The organism is Streptococcus oralis subsp. dentisani, from assembly GCF_002096615.1.
GTDB classification, from domain to species: Bacteria; Bacillota; Bacilli; order Lactobacillales; family Streptococcaceae; genus Streptococcus; species Streptococcus oralis_U.
This window is the reverse complement of record NZ_NCUX01000032.1, coordinates 19149-38699: the sequence shown is the minus strand read 5'-3', so window position 1 is coordinate 38699 and position 19551 is coordinate 19149. Positions and strand designations below refer to the sequence as shown.

The 19551-nt window shown below is 39.5% G+C and carries 18 protein-coding genes; all 18 read left to right on the top strand.

Annotated elements, in window-relative coordinates:
* The first annotated feature begins 34 nt into the window (after positions 1-34).
* The 18 genes from ccrZ (at position 35) to B7708_RS05235 (ending at position 19551) form a co-directional block, all read left to right on the top strand.
* A complete protein-coding gene (gene ccrZ / locus B7708_RS05320; protein ID WP_084974295.1) occupies positions 35-829 on the top strand; it encodes a cell cycle regulator CcrZ in 795 nt (264 codons plus the stop codon).
* Positions 826-1461: a tRNA (guanosine(46)-N7)-methyltransferase TrmB gene (gene trmB / locus B7708_RS05315; protein WP_001266088.1), complete on the top strand. Its 636-nt coding sequence runs from the start codon at positions 826-828 to the stop codon at positions 1459-1461. Before ccrZ ends, trmB begins: the two co-directional genes overlap by 4 nt.
* A 126-nt stretch (positions 1462-1587) precedes the next feature.
* Complete coding sequence (rimP, locus tag B7708_RS05310) at positions 1588-2067, top strand: ribosome maturation factor RimP (RefSeq protein ID WP_081103669.1); 480 nt, start codon at positions 1588-1590, stop codon at positions 2065-2067.
* Positions 2068-2109: 42 nt separating this feature from the next.
* Positions 2110-3246 (top strand): transcription termination factor NusA, encoded by a 1137-nt coding sequence (nusA, locus tag B7708_RS05305; RefSeq protein WP_000032280.1) that lies wholly within the window; start codon positions 2110-2112, stop codon positions 3244-3246.
* Positions 3247-3267: 21 nt separating this feature from the next.
* Positions 3268-3561: an RNase P modulator RnpM gene (rnpM, locus tag B7708_RS05300; RefSeq protein ID WP_084974293.1), complete on the top strand. Its 294-nt coding sequence runs from the start codon at positions 3268-3270 to the stop codon at positions 3559-3561.
* The gene (locus B7708_RS05295; protein WP_001041399.1) at positions 3554-3853 is read left to right on the top strand and encodes a YlxQ-related RNA-binding protein; all 300 of its coding nucleotides are present in this window, start codon (positions 3554-3556) and stop codon (positions 3851-3853) included. The genes rnpM and B7708_RS05295 overlap by 8 nt, the downstream gene beginning before the upstream one ends.
* Before the next feature lie 16 nt (positions 3854-3869).
* Positions 3870-6653 (top strand): translation initiation factor IF-2, encoded by a 2784-nt coding sequence (gene infB / locus B7708_RS05290; RefSeq protein ID WP_084974290.1) that lies wholly within the window; start codon positions 3870-3872, stop codon positions 6651-6653.
* Positions 6654-6819: 166 nt separating this feature from the next.
* On the top strand, positions 6820-7170 hold the full coding sequence (rbfA, locus tag B7708_RS05285; protein WP_001273601.1) for a 30S ribosome-binding factor RbfA: 351 nt from the start codon (positions 6820-6822) through the stop codon (positions 7168-7170).
* Positions 7171-7266: 96 nt separating this feature from the next.
* Positions 7267-7500, top strand: a complete 234-nt coding sequence (locus B7708_RS05280) for a DUF1858 domain-containing protein (RefSeq protein WP_000368739.1) — start codon at positions 7267-7269, stop codon at positions 7498-7500.
* A complete protein-coding gene (locus B7708_RS05275; RefSeq protein ID WP_084974288.1) occupies positions 7500-8834 on the top strand; it encodes a DUF438 domain-containing protein in 1335 nt (444 codons plus the stop codon). The genes B7708_RS05280 and B7708_RS05275 overlap by 1 nt, the downstream gene beginning before the upstream one ends.
* Positions 8835-8843: 9 nt before the next feature.
* Complete coding sequence (locus B7708_RS05270; RefSeq protein ID WP_000119707.1) at positions 8844-9098, top strand: DUF1912 family protein; 255 nt, start codon at positions 8844-8846, stop codon at positions 9096-9098.
* A 97-nt stretch (positions 9099-9195) separates the two neighbouring features.
* Positions 9196-9591 (top strand): helix-hairpin-helix domain-containing protein, encoded by a 396-nt coding sequence (locus B7708_RS05265; RefSeq protein ID WP_084974286.1) that lies wholly within the window; start codon positions 9196-9198, stop codon positions 9589-9591.
* A gap of 279 nt (positions 9592-9870) precedes the next feature.
* Entirely contained in the window at positions 9871-10437 is a 567-nt protein-coding gene (locus B7708_RS05260; protein WP_142358273.1) for a GNAT family N-acetyltransferase, read from the top strand.
* Between the two features lie 27 nt (positions 10438-10464).
* Positions 10465-11328 carry a hypothetical protein gene (locus B7708_RS05255; protein WP_142358272.1) on the top strand — a complete coding sequence of 288 codons (864 nt, stop codon included), beginning with the start codon at positions 10465-10467 and terminating at the stop codon, positions 11326-11328.
* Positions 11321-13972: a valine--tRNA ligase gene (locus tag B7708_RS05250; RefSeq protein ID WP_084974280.1), complete on the top strand. Its 2652-nt coding sequence runs from the start codon at positions 11321-11323 to the stop codon at positions 13970-13972. The genes B7708_RS05255 and B7708_RS05250 overlap by 8 nt, the downstream gene beginning before the upstream one ends.
* A gap of 78 nt (positions 13973-14050) precedes the next feature.
* Positions 14051-15310 carry a DNA methyltransferase gene (locus B7708_RS05245; protein ID WP_084974278.1) on the top strand — a complete coding sequence of 420 codons (1260 nt, stop codon included), beginning with the start codon at positions 14051-14053 and terminating at the stop codon, positions 15308-15310.
* Positions 15311-15314: 4 nt separating this feature from the next.
* Positions 15315-17765: a sensor histidine kinase gene (locus B7708_RS05240; RefSeq protein WP_084974276.1), complete on the top strand. Its 2451-nt coding sequence runs from the start codon at positions 15315-15317 to the stop codon at positions 17763-17765.
* 4 nt (positions 17766-17769) lie between these two features.
* Entirely contained in the window at positions 17770-19551 is a 1782-nt protein-coding gene (locus B7708_RS05235; RefSeq protein ID WP_084974275.1) for a hypothetical protein, read from the top strand.

The following is a 19551-nucleotide window of genomic DNA, read 5'->3' as shown; positions in this document are numbered from 1 at the left end:
AGAATAGTAAGGAAACTTTATACGGAGGAAAGAAATGGACTTGGGTGATAATGAGCTAACGCTGACCCCGATACCTGGGAAGAGTGGCAAGGCTTATATGGGAAGCTACCCTGATGGGAAGCGCGTCTTTGTAAAAATGAACACCTCTCCAATCCTACCTGGCCTAGCCAGAGAACAAATCGCTCCTCAATTACTATGGACTCGTCGTTTAGCGGACGGTCGTGATATGTGTGCCCAAGAATGGTTGACGGGCAAAATCTTGACCCCGCACGACATGAACCGCAAGCAGATCATCAATATCTTGACGCGTCTCCACCGCTCACGTCCCTTGATGAAGCAGTTGAGCCGTTTAGGATATACCATGGAGACGCCAGTAGACTTGTTGCAGTCTTGGAAGCAAGAAGCGCCTGAAGTCTTGAAACGACATCAGTACTTAAATTCGGTGATTGATGATTTGCGCAGAACGGTTCCAGGCTTTAGGGAAGATCATGCAACGATTGTGCATGGGGATCTTCGCCATAGTAATTGGATTGAGACAGAGAGTGGACTCGTTTATCTAGTGGATTGGGATTCGGTTCGCCTGACGGATCGCATGTTTGATGTGGCGCATATGTTGTGTCATTATATTCCAGATCATCAGTGGCGTCAATGGTTGAGAGACTACGGCTATAAGTACAATCAGACAGTGTTAGATAAATTGTATTGGTATGGTCAGTATTCTTACTTGAACCAGATTGCCAAATACTTTGTAAATCAAGATTTAGATAATGTAAACCGGGAGATTTATGCCTTGCGTGTCTTCCGTGACAAGTATGGAAAGAAGAGATGAGAGTTAGAAATCGTAAAGGGGCGACAGAGTTACTAGAGGCCAATCCCCAGTATGTTGTCCTCAATCCCTTGGAAGCCAAAGGGAAATGGCGAGATTTGTTTGGAAATGATCATCCCATTCATGTAGAAGTTGGGAGTGGGAAAGGGGCCTTTGTATCTGGAATGGCCAAGCAAAACCCTGACATCAACTACATCGGGATTGACATTCAAAAGTCGGTATTGAGTTATGCCTTGGACAAGGTGCTTGAAGTTGGAGTGCCCAATATCAAGTTGTTGTGGGTAGATGGTTCGGATTTGACTGACTACTTTGAAGACGGCGAGATTGATCGTCTCTACCTAAACTTTTCAGATCCTTGGCCTAAAAAACGCCATGAAAAACGTCGTTTGACTTACAAGAGTTTCTTGGATACCTTCAAGCGTATCTTGCCTGAGAATGGGGAAATCCATTTCAAGACAGACAATCGTGGCTTATTTGAGTACAGCCTAGTGAGTTTTTCTCAGTATGGGATGAAACTGAACGGAGTTTGGTTGGACTTACATGCCAGTGATTTTGAAGGCAATGTCATGACGGAATATGAGCAAAAATTCTCCAGCAAAGGTCAAGTGATCTACCGAGTTGAGGCAGAATTTTAAGAAATAGCTTGAATACCAGCCGTTTGAGTGCTTATGCTTTACATAAATTGACAAACGTGCTATACTGATAGTAAGAATATGAGAAAGAGAGGCGGGGAAATATCTTCGCCTCTTGCTTATGAGGAGGTGGACATAATCGCAACAATCGTAGAATTAGTCAGAGAAGTTGTAGAACCTGTCATCCAAGCGCCTTTCGAACTCGTGGATATCGAGTATGGAAAGATTGGCAGTGACATGATTCTCAGCATTTTTGTAGATAAACCCGAAGGAATTACCTTGAACGACACGGCAGACTTGACAGAAATTATCAGTCCTGTCCTAGACACCATCAAGCCCGATCCCTTCCCAGAACAATATTTCCTAGAAATCACCAGTCCAGGCTTGGAACGCCCTTTGAAAACCAAGGATGCTGTCGCTGGAGCGGTTGGGAAATACATCCATGTCGGGCTCTATCAAGCCATCGATAAGCAAAAGGTTTTTGAAGGAACCTTGTTGTCCTTTGAAGAGGATGAGTTGACAATGGAATATATGGATAAAACTCGCAAGAAAACAGTCCAAATTCCATACAGTTTAGTATCAAAAGCACGTTTAGCAGTAAAACTATAGAAAAGAAAGGATAGCTTTTGAGGATTCAAAAGTGAAGAAAACATGAGTAAAGAAATGCTAGAGGCCTTCCGCATTTTGGAAGAAGACAAGGGAATCAAAAAAGAAGACATCATCGACGCAGTAGTAGAGTCGCTTCGTTCCGCTTATCGCAGACGCTATGGTCAATCTGACAGCGTAGCTATTGACTTCAACGAAAAAACAGGTGACTTTACAGTTTATACTGTCCGTGAAGTTGTTGATGAAGTATTTGATAGCCGTTTGGAGATCAGCTTGAAAGATGCTCTTGCCATTAATTCAGCCTATGAGCTTGGTGACAAAATCAAGTTTGAAGAAGCACCAGCTGAGTTTGGTCGTGTAGCAGCCCAATCTGCCAAACAAACCATCATGGAAAAAATGCGCAAGCAAACACGTGCTATCACCTATAATACTTACAAGGAACATGAACAAGAAATCATGTCTGGTACGGTAGAACGTTTTGACAACCGTTTCATCTATGTCAATCTTGGCAGCATCGAAGCCCAATTGTCCAAACAAGACCAAATCCCTGGAGAAGTCTTTGCTTCCCACGACCGTATCGAAGTATATGTCTACAAGGTTGAAGACAATCCTCGTGGTGTCAACGTATTTGTTAGCCGTAGCCATCCAGAAATGATCAAACGCTTGATGGAGCAAGAAATTCCAGAAGTCTACGATGGAACTGTCGAAATCATGAGCGTAGCCCGCGAAGCTGGTGACCGTACTAAGGTTGCTGTTCGTAGCCACAATCCAAACGTGGACGCTATTGGGACAATCGTTGGACGTGGTGGTGCTAATATCAAGAAAATCACCAGCAAATTCCATCCAGCTCGTTACGATGCCAAGAGCGACCGCATGATTCCTGTCGAAGAAAACATAGACGTTATCGAGTGGGTAGCAGATCCAGCTGAGTTTATCTACAATGCTATCGCACCTGCAGAGGTTGACCAAGTTATCTTTGATGAAAACGACAGCAAACGTGCCTTGGTCGTTGTACCTGATAATAAGCTTTCTCTTGCCATCGGTCGTCGTGGACAAAACGTTCGCTTGGCAGCTCATTTGACAGGTTACCGTATCGATATCAAGTCTGCCAGTGAGTTTGAAGCTATGGAAGAAGCAGGTCAAGTTGATTACGCAGTTGCGGATGAATTGATCGAAGAATAAAAGCTGCTAGAGGAGGGAAAGATGAAAACAAGAAAAATCCCTTTGCGCAAGTCTGTTGTATCCAACCAAGTGATTGATAAGCGTGATTTGCTTCGTATTGTCAAGAACAAGGAAGGACAGATCTTTATCGATCCGACAGGCAAGGCCAATGGCCGTGGCGCTTATATCAAGCTAGACAATGCAGAAGCCCTAGAGGCAAAAAAGAAGAAAGTCTTTAACCGCAGCTTTAGCATAGAAGTGGAAGAAAGCTTTTATGACGAGTTGATCGCTTATGTGGATCACAAAGTGAAAAGAAGAGAGTTAGGACTTGAATAAGCAAAAGATAAGCAATCTCTTGGGACTTGCTCAGCGAGCAGGCCGGATCATATCAGGTGAGGAATTGGTGGTCAAGGCCATCCAAGACCAGAAAGCCAAGCTAGTCTTTCTAGCACAGGATGCTGGTCCCAATCTGACCAAGAAGATTCAAGATAAAAGTGACTATTATCAAGTAGAAGTTATAACCGTGTTTTCAACACTGGAATTAAGCATAGCAGTCGGAAAATCGCGAAAGGTTTTGGCTGTGACAGATGCTGGATTTACAAAGAAAATGAGGTCTCTTATGGAATAGAAGAGGAGGACATGATTTGTCTAAGAAAAGATTGTACGAAATCGCAAAAGAACTTGGAAAAGAAAGTAAAGAAGTTGTAGCGCGTGCAAAAGAGTTGGGCTTGGATGTAAAAAGCCACTCATCGAGCGTGGAAGCTGCTGCTGCTGAACAAATCGCAGCTAGCTTTAAACCTGCTGCTCCGAAAGCAGAAGCAAAACCTGCAGCACCAAAAGTAAGTGTAGAAAAGAAAGCAGAAAAGCCTGTTTCAACTAAACCAGTTGTCACTAAGGAAGAAAGCAAACCAGCTGCACCTGTAGCTCCTAAGGAAGAAAAAGTAGTGGCCGCAAGACCACAAAGTCGAAACTTCAAGGCGGAGCGTGAGGCGCGTGCCAAAGAGCAGGCAGAGCGAAGCAAACAAAACAAGGGCAACAACCGTGACCAACAACAAAATAGCAACCGTCCGAAAAACGACGGCCGTAATGGTGGCAAACCTGGTCAAGGAAACCGCGACAATCGCCGTTTTAACGACCAAGGGAAGAAACCACAAGGTCAAGGAAATCGTGGCAATGATCGCCGTCAGCAGCAAGACTTCCAGCCAAAACCAGCTGGCCCACGTGTTGACTTTAAAGCCCGTGCAGCAGCCCTAAAAGCAGAGCAAAATGCAGAATACGCACGCTCAAGCGAGGAGCGCTTCAAACAATCGCAAGCTGCCAAAGAAGCCTTGGCTCAAGCTAACAAACGCAAGGAGCCAGAGGAAATCTTTGAAGAAGCTGCTAAGCTAGCTGAACAAACGCAGCCAGCCGTAACAGTAGCTCCTGTAGCTAAGGAAGCGCCAGTGGATACACGTCGTAAAAAACAAGCTCGACCAGACAAAGAACGTGACGATTATGATCACGAAGAAGATGGTCCTAGAAAACAACAAAAGAATCGAAGTAGTCAAAATCAAGTGAGAAATCAAAGAAATAGTAACTGGAATAACAACAAGAAAAATAAAAAAGGCAACAAGCAAAACAACCGTAACCAGGCTCCAAAACCTGTTACAGAGCGTAAATTCCATGAATTGCCAACAGAATTTGAGTATACAGATGGTATGACTGTTGCGGAAATCGCAAAACGTATCAAACGTGAACCAGCTGAAATCGTTAAGAAACTCTTTATGATGGGTGTGATGGCCACACAAAACCAATCTTTGGATGGTGACACCATTGAACTCCTATTGGTAGATTATGGTATCGAAGCCAAACAAAAGGTTGAAGTGGACAATGCCGACATCGAGCGCTTCTTCGTCGAAGATGGTTATCTTAATGAAGATGAACTGGTTGAGCGTCCACCAGTTGTAACCATCATGGGACACGTTGACCATGGTAAAACAACCCTCTTGGATACCCTTCGTAACTCTCGTGTTGCAACAGGAGAAGCAGGTGGTATCACTCAGCATATCGGTGCCTACCAAATCGTTGAAAACGGCAAGAAGATTACCTTCCTTGATACACCAGGACACGCGGCCTTTACATCGATGCGTGCGCGTGGTGCATCTGTTACCGATATTACTATCTTGGTTGTAGCGGCCGACGACGGGGTTATGCCTCAGACTATCGAAGCCATCAACCACTCAAAAGCTGCCAACGTTCCAATCATTGTAGCTATCAACAAGATTGATAAACCAGGTGCCAACCCAGAACGTGTTATCGGTGAATTGGCAGAGCATGGGGTTATGTCAACAGCTTGGGGTGGAGATTCTGAATTTGTCGAAATCTCAGCTAAATTCAACCAAAACATCGATGAACTCTTGGAAACAGTCCTTCTTGTGGCTGAAATCCAAGAACTCAAGGCAGACCCAACAGTGCGTGCTATCGGTACGGTTATCGAAGCTCGCTTGGATAAAGGAAAAGGTGCGGTTGCAACCCTTCTTGTCCAACAAGGTACCTTGAATGTTCAAGATCCAATTGTTGTCGGAAATACCTTCGGTCGTGTCCGTGCCATGACCAATGACCTTGGTCGTCGTGTCAAGGTTGCTGGACCATCAACGCCAGTTTCTATCACAGGTTTGAACGAAGCACCAATGGCGGGTGACCACTTTGCCGTTTACGAAGATGAAAAATCTGCGCGTGCAGCAGGTGAAGAACGTGCCAAACGCGCGCTCATGAAACAACGTCAAGCTACCCAACGTGTTAGCCTTGAAAACCTCTTTGATACGCTTAAAGCTGGTGAACTCAAGTCAGTCAACGTTATCATCAAGGCCGACGTACAAGGTTCGGTTGAAGCCCTTTCTGCCTCACTTCAAAAAATTGACGTAGAAGGTGTAAAAGTTACCATAGTTCACTCAGCAGTCGGTGCCATCAACGAGTCTGATGTGACTCTTGCAGAAGCTTCCAATGCCTTTATCGTTGGTTTTAACGTACGCCCTACACCACAAGCGCGTCAACAAGCCGAAGCTGACGATGTAGAAATCCGTCTCCACAGCATTATCTACAAGGTTATCGAAGAGATGGAAGAAGCCATGAAAGGGATGCTTGATCCAGAATTTGAAGAAAAAGTTATCGGTGAAGCAGTTATCCGTGAAACCTTCAAGGTATCTAAAGTGGGAACCATCGGTGGATTTATGGTTATGAGTGGTAAGGTTACCCGTGATTCTAAAGTCCGTGTCATCCGTGACGGTGTCGTTATCTATGACGGCGAACTCGCAAGCTTGAAACACTACAAAGACGATGTGAAAGAAGTTACAAACGGTCGTGAAGGTGGATTGATGATTGATGGCTACAATGACATCAAGATGGATGATGTGATTGAGGCATATATCATGGAAGAAATCAAGAGATAATAGAGAAACGATAGCTCATTTGACTCGTTGTCAACAGCGCCTTGATGAACTTTAGTTCTATCAAAGGCTTGTTTCCTAGATTCAAATGGCTCTAGTTCCTCTATCTATTAGAAAATAGCTAGGTCTGCTGGCCTAGCTTTTGGTTCAAAGTAGAGAAAGGAATATCATGGCAAATCATTTCCGTACGGATCGTGTGGGCATGGAAATCAAGCGTGAAGTCAATGAGATTTTGCAAAAGAAAGTCCGTGATCCGCGTGTCCAAGGTGTGACCATCACAGATGTTCAGATGCTAGGTGACTTGTCTGTTGCCAAGGTTTACTACACCATTTTGAGTAACCTTGCTTCGGATAATCAAAAAGCTCAAATCGGGCTTGAGAAAGCAACTGGTACCATCAAACGTGAACTTGGTCGCAATTTGAAATTGTACAAAATCCCAGATTTGACTTTCGTCAAAGACGAATCCATCGAATATGGAAACAAGATTGACGAGATGCTACGCAATCTGGATAAGAACTAGAAAAGAGGGGTACCCCTCTTTTTTGGTGTATGCTAATCGTCCTTATGGTATAATATAACAAGCAGAATCATTTTAGAATATACAATGGAGGTCGTCATGGACAATATCATCGATGTGTCAATTCCCGTTGCAGAAGTGGTGGACAAGCATCCAGAAGTCTTAGAAATTTTAGTGGAGCTAGGTTTTAAACCACTAGCCAATCCCTTGATGCGCAACACAGTCGGTCGCAAGGTATCGCTCAAACAGGGTTCTAAGCTTGAAGGAACTCCTATGGACAAGATTGTCCGCACACTGGAAGCGAATGGTTACGAAGTGATTGGACTAGACTAATGGCAGATGAACGGATTCATATCCTACGGGATATTTTGTTAGAATTGCACAATGGCGCCTCTCCTGAGTCAGTTCAGGAGCGTTTTGATGCGACCTTTACAGGTGTGTCAGCCATCGAGATTTCCCTCATGGAGCACGAGCTGATGAACTCAGACTCAGGTGTTACTTTTGAAGATGTTATGGAGCTCTGTGATGTCCATGCCAATCTTTTTAAAAACGCTGTTAAGGGTGTTGAAGTAGAGGATACCGAGCATCCTGGCCACCCCGTTCGCGTCTTCAAGGATGAAAATCTGGCTCTTCGTGCTGCCTTGATTCGCATTCGGAGACTATTAGATACCTATGAGTCTATGGAAGACGAGGAAATGCTGGCAGAGATGCGCAAGGGCTTGGTCCGTCAAATGGGGCTTTTGGGGCAATTTGACCTCCACTATCAGCGCAAGGAAGAGCTCTTCTTTCCTATCATGGAGCGCTATGGACACGATTCACCTCCAAAAGTCATGTGGGGAGTGGATGACCAGATCAGGGAACTCTTTCAAACGGCACTAACGACAGCCAAGTCACTGCCAGAAGTGTCGATTAGCAGTGTAAAAGAAGATTTTGAAGCTTTTGCGACAGAGTTTGAGAGCATGATTTTCAAAGAAGAGTCCATTCTTCTCATGATTCTCCTCGAGTCCTTTACTCAGGATGACTGGATTCAGATTGCGGAGGAGAGCGATGCTTACGGTTATGCCATCATCCGTCCGTCTGAGAAATGGGTGCCAGAACGCCAGAGTTTTGTTGAGGAAAAGAGTGCAGAGGAGGCCGTGCAGCTAGACACGGCTGAAGGCCAAGTGCAACAAGTTATCGATACACCAGAAGGTCAGTTTACCATTACCTTTACCCCTAAGGAAAAGGAAGCAGTGCTGGACCGCCATAGTCAACAGGCTTTTGGCAATGGCTATCTCTCCGTCGAGCAGGCCAACCTCATCCTCAATCATCTCCCTATGGAGATTACCTTTGTCAATAAAGACGATATTTTCCAGTATTACAATGACAATACGCCAGCTGATGAGATGATTTTCAAACGGACACCGTCCCAAGTCGGGCGCAACGTCGAATTATGTCATCCTCCAAAATATTTGGAGAAAGTCAAAGCCGTCATGCAAGGTCTTCGTGAAGGGGTCAAGGACAAGTATGAAATGTGGTTCAAGTCGGAGTCGCGAGGCAAGTTTGTCCACATAACCTATGCCGCGGTACACGATGAAGACGGAGAATTCCAAGGGGTGTTGGAGTATGTTCAGGATATCCAGCCCTACCGTGAGATTGATACGGACTATTTCCGTGGATTAGAATAAGGAGAATCAATGAGTTACGAACAGGAATTTATGAAGGAATTTGAAGCTTGGGTCAATACCCAGATTATGATCAACGACATGGCGCACAAGGAAAGTCAAAAGGTCTACGAGGAAGATCAAGACGAGCGTGCCAAAGATGCCATGATTCGCTACGAGAGTCGCTTGGATGCCTACCAGTTCTTGCTTGGTAAGTTTGAAAACTTCAAGGCAGGCAAGGGATTCCATGATTTGCCAGAGGGCTTGTTTGGTGAGCGAAATTATTAAAATAGTGATACTTTCTTGATTTTTTTCCAAAATCTTGATAGAATATCTTTATTAAATCCTTGTCAGAGCAGGGATTTTTTATTGAAAGGATTTTATCATGTCAAAGAAACTCCAACGTAAAAAACAATTGCGAAATAGCCTTCGTCGCTCAGGTGCCTTTTCAAATACTGTGACTAAGGTTGTTGAAGAGACCAAGAAAGTCGTGAAACATGCAGAAAAATCTGCCAGCCAAGCAGGAAAAGTTGTCTCTAAAAAAGTGGAACAAGCAGTAGAAGCAACCAAGGAACAAGCTCAAAAAGTGGCGAATTCAGTTGAAGATTTCGCAGCTACTTTGGGTGGCCTCTCAGTAGATCGCGCTAAGACTTTCTATGATGAAGGCATCAAGTCTGCGTCAGATTTCAAAAACTGGACTGAAAAAGAACTCCTTGCCTTGAAAGGAATCGGCCCAGCTACCATCAAGAAATTGAAAGAAAATGGTATCAAGTTCAAGTAATTTTTCTTGATCCTTGCATTTCCGTGAAAAACTTGTTACAATAAAGCCATCAGAGGTGTTTTGAATCCCACATTTTACAGGAAGTGGCGGTGCTGAGAAGTCCACAAATGTGTCAAAACTAGTTGCTGATGATTAAAATGAAATAAAAGTGTCTTTGTATATCCTTCAAAGGCAAGAGTTGCGGGCGTCTGCCCGAAATTGGGTGGTACCGCGGATAACACATTCGTCCCTGTCATGTAGATGGCAGGGGCGATTTTTTGTAGAAAGCGAGGTAGGAAGATGGAGCAAGCACAATTACCAGAACGAATAGAGATCGAGCGACTTGTCTTGCGAATCCGTACAGTAGCTGATGCCGAGGATATCCATGCCTACGCTAGTCTGCCAGAAGTTGCCTATCCAGCAGGCTTTCCACCCGTCAAGACCTTGGAAGATGAGATTTATTATCTCGAGCATATCCTTCCCGAGCGCAATCAAAAGGAAAATCTCCCAGCTGGTTACGGCATTGTCGTCAAAGGAACCGATAAAGTCATTGGTTCTGTTGACTTCAATCACCGCCATGAAGATGATGTTCTTGAGATTGGCTATACCTTGCACCCAGACTACTGGGGTCGAGGTTATGTGCCCGAAGCGGCGAGTGCCTTGATTGATTTAGCTTTTAAAGATTTAGGCCTTCACAAGATTGAACTGGTCTGCTTTGGCTACAATGTCCAAAGTCAACGAGTCGCAGAGAAGCTTGGATTCACCCTCGAAGCTCGCATAAGGGATCGCAAAGATGCCCAGGGCAACCGCTGTGACAGTCTGATATATGGCTTGCTGAAGAGTGAGTGGGAGGAACAAAACTATTAGTTAAACTGTTCGAAAAAATTTGAACAGTTGGGATTTATTAAAGAATTTCGAAAGCGAGGTGAAAAATTGGAAACAAGCCAGATTATTACTCTGATCAGTGGAGCTGGTATAGGAGCTGTCCTAAGTGCATTTTTGACGTTCATAAATAGTAGCAAAAAGAATAAACTTGATTTTATAACTAAGGAGCGTTCAGAGTGGAGGATAGAAATTAAGTCAATTATAGTTGATTTATTAGGTGGAAATAATCGAAAAAATGCTTTAAGTAGACTTGAAACTCAATTAAATCCGTATGGCAGATATATCTCTAAAGAAGATAGATATAACTTTTACATGAATGATGGCCATATCTGGGAGTTAATTGATAACTTTGATTATTCCAATCGAAGCGTAAAAATATTAACTAAATATCTCGAGATACTCTTGAAATATGATTGGGAAAGATCAAAACGTGAAATAAAAGTTGATGTTTTTAATAGTTTTATATACTTTATTCTTATTATCGGTGCTATCTCCAATTCTCTCTTAATTCTTTTTAAAATAAATGATTTACCACAAATTATAATACTTTCTCTATCATCATATTTTATGGTAGGAATTATATTCTATATTTCTAAAATTACAAAAAAATTTAAACAAAAGCGAATTCGTAACTTAATATGTATTATATTGCTATGCTTATCTATGCACTATAGTATAGATGGATTGTTATATTGGATAATCCCTCATGAAACAATAGATTTGAAAAATTATCTTGTTACATTTATGATATTAGTATTAATGATGAGTGTAGAATTCAAAATTTTTCTAAACACCAATGACGAGGAAGAAAAATATATCGCCCATATTAGTTGCATTAAAAATATTTCCAAAAAGGAGAACACACATGTCTAAAGAACTTTCACCTAAATACAATCCAGCCGAAGTTGAGGCTGGTCGTTACCAAAAATGGCTTGATGCGGATGTTTTCAAGCCTTCAGGCGATCAAAAGGCCAAGCCTTATTCAATCGTTATTCCACCACCAAATGTAACTGGTAAACTCCACCTTGGTCACGCTTGGGACACAACCTTGCAGGATATCATCATCCGTCAAAAACGCATGCAAGGTTTCGATACCCTTTGGCTTCCAGGGATGGACCACGCGGGGATTGCCACTCAGGCTAAGGTTGAGGAGCGCTTGCGTGGTGAAGGGATTAGCCGTTATGACCTCGGTCGTGAAAAATTCCTCGATAAGGTCTGGGAATGGAAAGACGAGTATGCCACGACTATCAAGGAACAATGGGGCAAGATGGGGCTCTCTGTAGACTACTCTCGTGAGCGTTTCACCCTTGACGAAGGCCTCTCTAAAGCTGTTCGCAAGGTTTTTGTTGAGCTTTACAAGAAAGGCTGGATCTACCGTGGTGAGTTTATCATCAACTGGGACCCAGCAGCTCGCACAGCCCTTTCTGATATCGAGGTTATCCACAAGGATGTCGAAGGTGCCTTCTACCACATGAACTACATGCTGGAAGATGGTTCACGCGCCCTTGAAGTTGCGACAACTCGTCCTGAGACTATGTTTGGAGACGTTGCCGTTGCGGTCAATCCAGAAGACCCACGCTACAAGGACTTGATTGGTCAAAACGTAGTCCTTCCAATAGCTAATAAATTGCTCCCAATCGTTGGGGACGAACACGCAGATCCTGAGTTTGGTACTGGTGTCGTGAAAATCACACCTGCCCACGATCCAAACGACTTCTTGGTTGGTCAACGCCACAACTTGCCACAAGTCAACGTGATGAACGACGACGGAACCATGAATGACTTGGCCTTCGAATTTGCAGGTATGGATCGTTTTGAAGCTCGCAAAGCTGTTGTCAAGAAACTGGAAGAAATCGGTGCCCTTGTTAAAATCGAAAAACGTGTTCACAGTGTTGGTCACTCAGAGCGTACAGGTGTTGTGGTTGAACCACGCTTGTCTACTCAGTGGTTTGTCAAGATGGACCAATTGGCGAAAAATGCTATTGCCAACCAAGACACAGAGGACAAGGTAGAATTCTACCCACCTCGTTTCAACGATACCTTCCTCCAATGGATGGAAAATGTCCATGACTGGGTTATCTCTCGTCAGCTCTGGTGGGGTCACCAAATCCCTGCTTGGTACAATGCTGAGGGTGAAATGTACGTCGGTGAAGAAGCCCCTGAAGGTGACGGATGGACTCAGGACGAAGACGTCTTGGATACTTGGTTCAGCTCTGCTCTTTGGCCATTCTCAACGATGGGCTGGCCTGATGTCGACTCAGCAGACTTCAAACGTTACTTCCCAACTTCAACCTTGGTAACAGGTTACGACATCATCTTCTTCTGGGTGTCTCGTATGATCTTCCAATCCTTGGAATTCACTGGCCGTCAGCCATTCCAAAACGTTCTTATTCACGGTCTCATTCGTGACGAGCAAGGACGCAAGATGTCGAAGTCTCTCGGTAACGGGATTGACCCAATGGATGTTATCGAGAAGTACGGTGCCGATGCCCTTCGTTGGTTCCTTTCAAACGGTTCTGCGCCAGGGCAAGACGTGCGTTTCTCTTACGAGAAAATGGATGCTTCATGGAACTTCATTAACAAGATCTGGAACATCTCACGCTACATTCTTATGAACAATGAAGGCTTGACCCTTGAGCAAGCAACGGCCAATGTGGAAAAAGTTGTAAACAAGGAAGCTGGCAACGTTACAGACCGCTGGATTCTCCACAACCTCAATGAAACCATCGGTAAAGTCACTGAAAACTTTGATAAGTTTGAGTTTGGTGTCGCTGGACACATCCTCTACAACTTCATCTGGGATGAGTTTGCGGACTGGTATGTTGAATTGACCAAGGAAGTCCTTTATAGTGACAACGAAGAAGAGAAGGTCATCACACGTTCTGTTCTCCTTTACACTTTGGATAAGATCCTTCGTCTCCTCCACCCAATCATGCCATTCGTGACTGAGGAAATCTTTGGGCAAATCTCAGAAGGTTCTATCGTCACAGCAGCATACCCAACTGTCAACCCAGCCTTTGAAGACCTTGCGGCTCACACAGGTGTCGAAAGCCTCAAAGACTTGATCCGCGCCGTTCGTAATGCGCGTGCTGAAGTGAACGTTGCCCCAAGCAAGCCAATCACGATTCTTGTTAAAACAGGCGATAGCGACTTGGAAGCCTTCTTTAACAGCAATGTCAACTACATCAAACGCTTCACGAATCCAGAACACTTGGAAATCGCATCAACCATCCCTGCGCCTGAACTGGCTATGTCAAGCGTCATCACAGGAGCAGAAATCTACTTGCCACTGGCTGACCTCCTCAATGTCGAAGAAGAACTAGCTCGTCTCGACAAGGAACTGGCTAAATGGCAAAAAGAACTGGACATGGTTGGTAAGAAACTCTCTAACGAACGCTTCGTAGCCAACGCCAAACCAGAAGTCGTCCAAAAAGAACGCGACAAACAAGCCGACTACCAAGCTAAATACGACGCGACCGTAGCACGTATTGATGAGATGAAGAAGTTGGTGAAATAAACACAGAAACACGGTGAAATGCCGTGTTTTTTGGTATAATAGTAATTGAGTATACTTTTATTAAGAAATGGAGAAGCAATGTCCTTAGTAGATGAAATCAACAAAAAAGAACTAAATTATTGGGATTTTTCAGATGTTGTTTCTACTGGAATTCATAAAATTAGTGCTTATCCAGCTACTATGGTTCCAGATATGCAAAACGAATTAATTAATTTAATAAAAAGTGAAGATAAATCGGTTCAAAATATATTAGACCCGTTTCACGGATCAGGAGTAACTCTAGTTGAGGGAAAGAAAAATGGTTTAACTCCAATAGGAATTGATATCAATCCTTTAGCTAATTTAATTACTTTAGTAAAATTACAAGGTGTCAGTAAAAAACAAATCAAACTCTCTAACAATAGAATAATTGAACTGTTACGTAAAGAATCCTTCGAGTTTGAAATGCATGATTTCTATAATATCAATAAGTGGTATAGAGAAGATTTTATTGAGACGTTTAGTAAAATTAGATCAGCAATACAAAGAGAAAGATATAAAAATATAAGACAGTATTACTGGGTTTGTTTGATAAATATTTTAAAAAAATATAGTAATACTCGTAGTTCTACTTTTAAACTACATGTAAAAACACAAAAAGATATCGATTCGATGTCTAATGATATCATTGAAGATTTTATAAAAAACATTGAGAAATCATATGTTTTTCTTCCAAATTTTATTCAATATGACAAAAAAAATCTTTATATAGGAAAAGCTGAGGACATATTATCAGAATTTGAAAATGGAACAGTTGATTTAATTTGTACATCTCCACCATATGGCGATAATCCAACTACAGTAACTTATGGTCAGTATTCCATACTTCCTCTATATTGGATTGATAAATCGGATTTAGGGAAATTTGATGAACAGCTAATTGCAAATTATTCTAGTATTGATTCTAATAGTTTAGGTGGAAACCGAAGAGTCAGAAGTAGTTTTGAATCTTCAATTCTCAATAATTTTTTACCTAGAATTGATGACAAAAAACAAAATAAAGTGAAAAATTTTGTGTTAGATTACCTAAATGTAATATCTGAACTTGTACGTGTCTTAAAGGTAGGAAAGTATATAGTTTTGACTCTTGGAGATAGAAGAGTAGATAATCAAGTGGTCCCCCTATCAACTATTACAACAGAATATCTGGAATCTAATGGATTCATTTTAGAAAAAGTGATTACCAGAAATATTCCCAAAAAAAGAATGCCCAGAAAAGTTTCAAAGGTCGGTGGAAATTCTGTAGAGTCTATGAATCAGGAACATGTTTTAATCTTCAAAAAGGTAGAAAATAGGTAATTTAATGAATAAAAAAGAAGTAAATTTAACTATTGATTCTAGAATTATTAGTCATTTGGGTGAAGCCTTAATTGATAATGAGAAAATAGCCTTACTAGAATTAATAAAAAATGCATCAGATGCTGATGCTAATTATTGTAATATTGAAATTGATACTCTCTATCAATCTGAGCATGGTCAGGGACGCATTATTATTGAAGATGATGGTAATGGTATGACTCCATATATTATTGAGAATGCTTTTTTAAAAATAGCTACTTCTTTTAAATCAAATCATCAAAAGGTTTCGCCTAAATTCAAAAGACAAGCGCAAGGAAATAAAGGGATTGGTCGATTGTCCTTGAATCAATTAGGTAAATTTATTTCTGTTGATACTAAGGTTGATTTGGAACTCTCTAAGTATTTTTCATCGGAAGAGTTACGAACTGTTTTAGGCTATAATACAAATGATGATTTCTTGAATAATAATGATTTTTATTATTATCATATCGATATTGATTGGGAACGTTATAGTAAGAGCAACGAATCAATTGAAAACGTTAAACTAGAATTACAAACTTTGCTATTCAATGAGTTAACTTTTAGTCATAAAAAAAATCACGGAACTAGAATTGAAGTGCTAGGTCTGAAAGGAATTGATTTTTGGCAAAGTACTCAAACGCAGAAAGAAATTGAACAAGATGTTTTAGAGTTCTTAAACCCTTACCTAGATGAAAAGTATAATTTTTATGTAAAGATTAATTTAGATAATAGAATATTTACAAGTAATAAATATGATATTTCTGATATAGAAAATAATTTTCTTTCAAAAGTGGATTTTAATTTTAATTCAAATGAAAAAATAATAACTCTAAATATAAGTAGAAGTAAAAAATATATCGATTATAAAGTTAAGCAATTAATTTCAGAATTAAGAAACTGGGAACTTGAAAAAGAGAACGAACCACCTTATAAAAAATACTATAATAAATGGATGGAAGAAAAAATATATATCGATTTATCCAGTTTGACACAAGCAAATGTATCTTTGCCAAATGTTAAATTTGGTAAGTTCTTAACTTATTCTGAAGAAGTTAAAGACGAAAAGCATAAGTCTAAGAAACAGATTGAGAAATTTTTCTTACCAGGTGATTTTAGAGGAACAATCTATGGTTTTGATTTATCTCCAACTAGTCCGGTTTCCAAAACTTTTAGAAATGTTTTGGAAGAAATTAAAGGAGTGAAAATATATAGAAATAATTTTCGGATTTTTCCTTACGGTAGTTCAAATAATGATTGGCTAGGGATGTCTGATTATAATCTACGGAATAAAGGTGTTATTTTTAAGCAACATAGTTCAACAGGCTTTTTCAATATTGATGGCGAACAAAACTTAGCTCTTTTGAAAGAGTTAACTAACAGACAGGGATTAGTACTAGATAATTTTGGAACAAATTTTATTCTTATTGCTAAAGATCTTATTTATAAGACGATAGCAAATAGGGATAAAGAACTGTCTCAATATTTTAATTTCAAAAGGAAAGAGATTAGTGAGCTACTTGAAAATCAGACTATAGAAATTGCGGAAATTTCTTTCAGAAAACAAGCAAATGATATAATTCAAACCGAGAATAAAGCAGAGAGACTTGTAAAAGAGTTTGATAATATGGATGACAATGAAAAGAAAAATGAACTAATTTCACTTCAAGAGTCAACCAAAAATTTACGAAATGCAGTTAACTTAAAAGAGAAACAAGTTGAAGAGCTTGTGACTCATATAGACGAGTTTGCACCAATTATGGGAGCTACCATTATAGCAGAGACTTTATCTCATGAAATTATTCGATTATCTAATAATATAAAGTTTAGCTCATCAAAAGTTAGAAATTCAGTTCTTAATAATAATGAAGAAGAAGCTATCTTGAATTTAAATCGGATAGATTCTAGCAATAAATTTTTAGTGCGTTATGCTTCATTACTAGATGTAAATTCATATTCTAGAAGACGACGTTATTCTGTAGAATCAATAAAGGAAAAACTTGAAGAGATTTTAGAAAATACCCCATTATTGACATACGGAAATACAACTGTGAATCTTAAAATTGTTGGAAATGATTTTAAAGCAAAAATTATTAGTGATAGCTTTAAAATTATCATTGAAAATTTAGTTATAAATTCGACGTATTGGCTAGATAAGATGAATATCAGTGATTCCTTATTAACGTTTGAACTTGATAATGATTTAGGAAAATTATTTGTATTTGATAATGGTATTGGAATAGATAAATCTGTTGAAAATCATCTATTCGAAGAATTTGTAACGAATAAACCTGACAATGATGGTAGAGGTATGGGATTGTATATTGTAACTACCTTGCTAAATGAATTTGGTGCAACAATTACTTTGGACGATGAGAGGAATCAATATGGCAATCTATATAAATTTGTAATCACATTCCCAGATGAAGAGGTATAATTTGATGAGTGATAAATTTAAAGACTATGGCGTGTCAACGATTATTGCAATTGATGATATTTTTAATGATATTAATGAAGAAGATAAATTAGAAAAATTTCTACCAGAAGTAATTGATGACTTAACTGGAGGAGAGTATGAACGCTTCAAAGATTATACAATTTTAGAATATATTGATGAGTCTGGTGAGGTGGATTTTATTGACAAATTAAAATCTACTCTTGATCAAATTGAACATTATAAATGTTTTCAATCTGAAAATATTGATTTTAAAACAATTGGTGCTGATTATGATCAAGTTGAGAGAGCTATAAATGAGATTGATGCAAGAGATAAATCTCGCAAACATTTGATACTTCTTGATAGAAAACTTCAGAATGCTAATAAAAGAACAAGTAATGATGAAATTTTTGTCAAAATTTTAAAGTTGCTACACAGTCGACTTCGTGAAAAAAATATTTTGCTCCTAATATATACTGATTCTAGTACGCCTCCCGAATTAAATAGTTTTGAAGGGACTAAAGAATATATATTAAGAATTTTAAAATCAGACGGAAAGATTGCAGAACAAGAAGATATTGCAGAACAAGAAAATATTGCAGAGCAACTGGTGCTTCATTTTAATTATGTTAAAAAGACAGAAGAGTTAACAGAAGATTTCTTTGAAAATATATTGAAATCTCAGAAAGCTAATTATATCAGTGAATATAAAAATATATTTGAAGAATCATATAGTAAGTTGACGGAAAGACTTTGGCAGTTGAATCAAAATCAAGTTTTGTTTTACTATGATTATATTAACGAAGGGCAACATGTAGATAACATCATTTACGAAACTTTTTTAACTAAATTTAAACAAGTTTATTCAGATACTTTTAATGAAGTAAATAATCATAAGGAACTAATTAATCCAATAAGAAGATCAATGCAACGTAGCGTTCAATCTATTCAAGACGGTGAAATACTTCGCTTTTTAAAAGACCTAGATTTAGCAACAACTTTTAATGATAGATTAATAAAAATATCATCTAGTACAGATATATCTTTTGGAGACGTTATAAAAATTGGTACGAAGAAATTTTTACTAATAAGTCAAGGTTGTGATATAACAATTAGAGACGATGGTAATAGGACGCTTTCTAATTTCCAATTGGTTGAGATTAAAGAGGATATAGAACCTATTACTGAGAAATCCCTCCATAACAAATTGAAAGATTTGAACAAAAAGTGTGAGGTTTATAATACTTTTACTAGTAAAAGTTTAGAAAAGCATGGTATACCTCTGAGTATTATTAGCAATCTTTTTGATCCTCAATCTTCTAAAAGGCATTTGGGGACTGAACAAATAAAAGAGCTTTATTTTAAACATGATTTTATAGAAGAATCAAAATCTAAAATATATTCTATTGAATGTATTTGGTTAGATGCTTTACTTCTAAGACAAAATGAAGAAGGTGATATAATTCTTTCTCAAGAAAATATCTCTAACTCTCATGAGATAAGATATGCAACTCAGAAATATTTCAACTATAAGTTTAACGAATTGATTACTAGAATAGGTGAAGAAGGTTCTAAAGAAATAGTTGAAAAAATTATTAAGTTCACTTTTGATGAATTACCAATTGAATGTGAATCAATATTTTCAGATGATCACAAATTAATCGGCTTCAAATTAAAAAATATTCAACGAATTGGTAGGCTAGATTTGCTTGATGCTATGAAAATTTTGAAAAATATTGTAGAACACGAGAGCCGCATCCCTATAACTCATATTTTGTCTATTTAG

Coding starts and splice junctions, on each gene's coding strand:
- ccrZ (WP_084974295.1), top strand. CDS start 35: ATGGACTTGGGTGATAATGAGCTAACGCTGACCCCGATACCTGGGAAG.
- trmB (WP_001266088.1), top strand. CDS start 826: ATGAGAGTTAGAAATCGTAAAGGGGCGACAGAGTTACTAGAGGCCAAT.
- nusA (WP_000032280.1), top strand. CDS start 2,110: ATGAGTAAAGAAATGCTAGAGGCCTTCCGCATTTTGGAAGAAGACAAG.
- rnpM (WP_084974293.1), top strand. CDS start 3,268: ATGAAAACAAGAAAAATCCCTTTGCGCAAGTCTGTTGTATCCAACCAA.
- rbfA (WP_001273601.1), top strand. CDS start 6,820: ATGGCAAATCATTTCCGTACGGATCGTGTGGGCATGGAAATCAAGCGT.
- B7708_RS05280 (WP_000368739.1), top strand. CDS start 7,267: ATGGACAATATCATCGATGTGTCAATTCCCGTTGCAGAAGTGGTGGAC.
- B7708_RS05275 (WP_084974288.1), top strand. CDS start 7,500: ATGGCAGATGAACGGATTCATATCCTACGGGATATTTTGTTAGAATTG.
- B7708_RS05270 (WP_000119707.1), top strand. CDS start 8,844: ATGAGTTACGAACAGGAATTTATGAAGGAATTTGAAGCTTGGGTCAAT.
- B7708_RS05265 (WP_084974286.1), top strand. CDS start 9,196: ATGTCAAAGAAACTCCAACGTAAAAAACAATTGCGAAATAGCCTTCGT.
- B7708_RS05260 (WP_142358273.1), top strand. CDS start 9,871: ATGGAGCAAGCACAATTACCAGAACGAATAGAGATCGAGCGACTTGTC.
- B7708_RS05250 (WP_084974280.1), top strand. CDS start 11,321: ATGTCTAAAGAACTTTCACCTAAATACAATCCAGCCGAAGTTGAGGCT.
- B7708_RS05245 (WP_084974278.1), top strand. CDS start 14,051: ATGTCCTTAGTAGATGAAATCAACAAAAAAGAACTAAATTATTGGGAT.
- B7708_RS05240 (WP_084974276.1), top strand. CDS start 15,315: ATGAATAAAAAAGAAGTAAATTTAACTATTGATTCTAGAATTATTAGT.
- B7708_RS05235 (WP_084974275.1), top strand. CDS start 17,770: ATGAGTGATAAATTTAAAGACTATGGCGTGTCAACGATTATTGCAATT.